1 pseudogene is annotated in these 362 nt (G+C 62.7%); it reads right to left on the bottom strand.

From position 1 onward, the window contains the following. Positions 1-362, bottom strand: a pseudogene (locus tag R0J88_RS19045) (amino acid ABC transporter permease); the annotation flags it as partial.

Genomic DNA, 362 nt, shown 5'->3' with positions numbered 1-362 from the left:
ACCCAGCCCTTGGCCGGCAGCTTTGGAATCGCCAACCAGGCGATCAGAGCCGCAAAGACGGCGAAGACGATATCGACCCGCCAGGTTTCCTCACTCGGGTAGAAGCCGTAGATGAACTGATCGAGGCGCGCACTGATGAACACCCAGCAGGCGCCCTCCCCCGTGCAGTCCTCTCGTGAGGTACCGCTCCAGCTGGCATCGATCAGCGCCCACTGCAGGCTGGGCACCACCAGCAGGTAGACCAGATACAGCGCGAACAGCGTGAACAGCGTATTGATCGGTCCGGCGAACAGATTGCTGCGCAACCAGGCCACCGCGCCGATGCTGTCGCTCGGCGCCGGACGGGAATCGATCATCTTCTC

The sequence above is a fragment of the Pseudoalteromonas sp. SIMBA_162 genome, assembly GCF_046535955.1.
GTDB classification, from domain to species: Bacteria; Pseudomonadota; Gammaproteobacteria; order Enterobacterales; family Alteromonadaceae; genus Pseudoalteromonas; species Pseudoalteromonas marina.
The sequence above is the reverse complement of the archived record's forward strand: the minus strand, read 5'-3'. Positions and strand labels throughout refer to the sequence as shown.